This is a genomic window from Rhizobacter sp. P2_H2 (assembly GCF_056403375.1).
Genome location: NZ_JBFUFP010000714.1, coordinates 1 through 2,896 on the forward strand (window position 1 = coordinate 1; position 2,896 = coordinate 2,896).

The 2,896-nt window shown below is 68.9% G+C and carries 4 protein-coding genes; all 4 read left to right on the forward strand.

What is annotated here, in order from left to right:
* Positions 1-228, forward strand: a 228-nt coding sequence (locus tag AC1D15_RS25115; protein ID WP_477828120.1) for an SDR family oxidoreductase, incomplete at its 5' end; no start/stop codon positions are given.
* A gap of 21 nt (positions 229-249) precedes the next feature.
* Positions 250-693: a PaaI family thioesterase gene (locus AC1D15_RS25120; RefSeq protein ID WP_047510313.1), complete on the forward strand. Its 444-nt coding sequence runs from the start codon at positions 250-252 to the stop codon at positions 691-693.
* A 30-nt stretch (positions 694-723) separates the two neighbouring features.
* On the forward strand, positions 724-1,740 hold the full coding sequence (locus AC1D15_RS25125) for an NADP-dependent oxidoreductase (protein WP_477828121.1): 1,017 nt from the start codon (positions 724-726) through the stop codon (positions 1,738-1,740).
* 30 nt (positions 1,741-1,770) lie between these two features.
* Positions 1,771-2,862, forward strand: a complete 1,092-nt coding sequence (locus AC1D15_RS25130; protein WP_477828122.1) for a fatty acid desaturase family protein — start codon at positions 1,771-1,773, stop codon at positions 2,860-2,862.
* The last annotated feature ends 34 nt before the right edge of the window (positions 2,863-2,896 follow it).

The following is a 2,896-nucleotide window of genomic DNA, read 5'->3' on the forward strand; positions in this document are numbered from 1 at the left end:
ATCACGGTGAATGCGCTGGCGCCGGGCATGTTCCCGAGCAAGATGACGGCCGGCACGATCGCCAAGGTGGGCGTCGAGGCGCTGGCGACCGGCGCGCCGCTCGGCCGCATCGGCGACGACGACGACCTGAAGGGCGCGGCACTGTTGTTCGCGTCGGCGGCCGGCAAGCACATCACCGGGCAGATCCTCGCGGTCGACGGCGGCGTGAGTGCCGTGCATGGACACTGAGAGCAGGGGACATTGACCACGATGGAATTTCCGGTCCACATCCCCTTCGTCGAGCAACTCGGCTTCGAGCTGCTGAGGTTCGAGAACGGCGAGGCCGAGATCGGCCTGACGCTGCGCGACGAGCTGTGCAATTCATGGAGCGTCGCGCATGGCGGCGTCACGATGACCTTGCTCGATGTCGCGATGGCGCATGCCGCGCGCAGCAGCTCGATCAAACCGGGCGGGCAGCCGGGCGGCACCGGCGTCGTGACGATCGAGATGAAGACCAGCTTCATGCGCCCCGGCCTCGGCCGCATCGTCGGGCACGGCAAGCTGCTGCACGCGACCGCATCGCTCGCGTTCTGCGAGGGCAGGGTGGTCGATGCGAACGGCGAGCTGCTCGCCAGCGCGAGCGGCACCTTCAAGTACCTGCAAGGGCTTCCGGCGGGGGGACGCAAGATCCACCGCTCGAACGCCTCCGATTGATCCGAAGACACCACAGACAGGAGACATGCCATGACCACCAACCAGCAGATCGTCCTCGCGTCGCGCCCCGACAAGGAGGCTGTCGCAGGCAACTTCCGGCTCGAATCGAAGCCGTTGCCGGCACTGGCCGACAACCAGGTGCTGGTGCGCCACCACTACCTGTCGCTCGACCCGTACATGCGCGGGCGCATGAACGCCGGCAAGAGCTACGCGCAGCCGCAGCCGCTGGACCAGGTGATGATCGGCGGCACCGCCGGCGAGGTGGTCKAGTCGCGCCACCCCGGCTTCAAGGCCGGCGACAAGGTCGTGGGCATGGGCGGCTGGCAGCAGTACGGCGTGGTCGATGCGAGCCAGCCCGGCATGCTGCGCAAGGTCGACACCACGCACATCCCGCTGTCGGCGTATCTCGGCGCGGTCGGCATGCCGGGCGTCACCGCGTGGTATGGGCTGGTGAAGATCTGCACGCCGAAGGCCGGCGAGACCGTCGTCGTCAGCGCGGCCAGCGGTGCCGTCGGCGGCGCGGTGGGGCAGCTGGCCAAGGTGCGCGGTTGCCGCGCGGTCGGCATCGCCGGCGGGCCCGACAAGTGCCGCTACGTGGTCGACGAGCTGGGTTTCGATGCCTGCGTCGACTACAAGGCGCACCGCGACCCGAAGGCGCTGTACGCCGCGCTGAAGGAGGCCACGCCGGACGGCGTCGACGGCTACTTCGAGAACGTCGGCGGGCTGATGCTCGACACCGTGCTCGCGCGCATGAATGCGTTCGGCCGCGTTGCGCTGTGCGGGATGATCTCCGGCTACGACGGGCAGCCGATCCCGCTCACCTACCCGCAGCTGATCCTGCAGTCGCGGCTGAAGCTCGAGGGCTTCATCGTCAGCGAGCACATGGGCGTGTGGCCCGAGGCGCTGAAGGAACTGGGCACGCTGGTGGCGACCGGCAAGCTGAAGTACCGCGAGACGGTGGCGCAGGGGATCGAGTCGGCGCCGGAGGCGTTCCTCGGGCTGCTGAAGGGCGCCAATTTCGGGAAGCAGCTCGTCAAGCTGGTCTGAACCCGGGACACCGTCGGAGGTCGAACTTCGATGAACACCTCAAGCACTCCCGTCGCGGGGGAGGAATTCCGCGAAGACCTGCGGCCGATCGAGCCGCCGCGCACCGCCGCGGCGCGCGTGGCCGGCTCGGGCAATGCGGCGGCACGCCGCATCCTGAACGCCGGCGAGATCGCGTCGCTGACGCAGTTGAACGACTGGCGCTCGCTGGGCGCGGTGGGGGTCACGTTCGGCAGCATTGCGCTGGCGGTGGCTGCGGCCTTGCTCACCTGGGGCATGCCGTGGGGCTGGGCGATCGCGATCCTCGCGGTGGGGGTGATCGGCGTGCACCAGCACGGCCTGTTCATCCTGGCGCACGAATCGGCGCACTACCGGCTGTTCAGCCACCGCGGCGTCAACGATGCGGTGGGCCGGCTGATCGGCATGGCCGGCGGCATCTCGATGTGCACCTACCGCGTGATCCACCGGCTGCACCACAACAACCTCTACACGGCGGAAGACCCCGACACGGCCATCCACGGCGGTTATCCGCGTGGCGTGGGGTACCTGTGGAAGAAGCTGGGCCAGGACCTGGTCGGCTGGAATGCGTGGAAGACCTTCGCGTACTTCTTCGGCGCGCCGGCACTCAATGACGTGACGCAGAAGGCGGCCCGGCCGCTGGACGACACCTCGCCGCAGCTGCGTGCCAGCGCGCGGCGCGACCGCTGGGCGGTGGTGGCGTTTCAGGTGGCGGCGCCGCTGCTCTGCTGGGCCTTCGGCGGCGGCCGCGGCCTGCTGCAATACGCCATCCTGTGGATGCTGCCGCTGCTGACGGTGCTGCAACCGATCCTGCGGCTGCGCGCGATCATGGAGCACGGCGGCGTGACCGACCTGTCGTCGCCGCTGACGGCGGCGCGCAGCAACCGCACGAGCGGCAGTGTCGCCAACGTGATGGGCCGGGCGCTGCTGTTCCCGCACCATGTGAACTACCACCTGGAGCATCACCTGTACCCCGCCGTGCCGCACTACCACCTGCCTCGCCTGCATCGCCTGCTGGTGGAGAAGGGTGCCTTGCACCAGGCCGAGGTTCGCGATGTGCGCGGTACCTGGCGGATCATCTTTGCGCCGCGGGCGCCGAAGGGGTGAGACGATGACCGACCTGATCCTGCATCACTACGAC

Coding starts and splice junctions, on each gene's coding strand:
- AC1D15_RS25120 (WP_047510313.1), top strand. CDS start 250: ATGGAATTTCCGGTCCACATCCCCTTCGTCGAGCAACTCGGCTTCGAG.
- AC1D15_RS25130 (WP_477828122.1), top strand. CDS start 1,771: ATGAACACCTCAAGCACTCCCGTCGCGGGGGAGGAATTCCGCGAAGAC.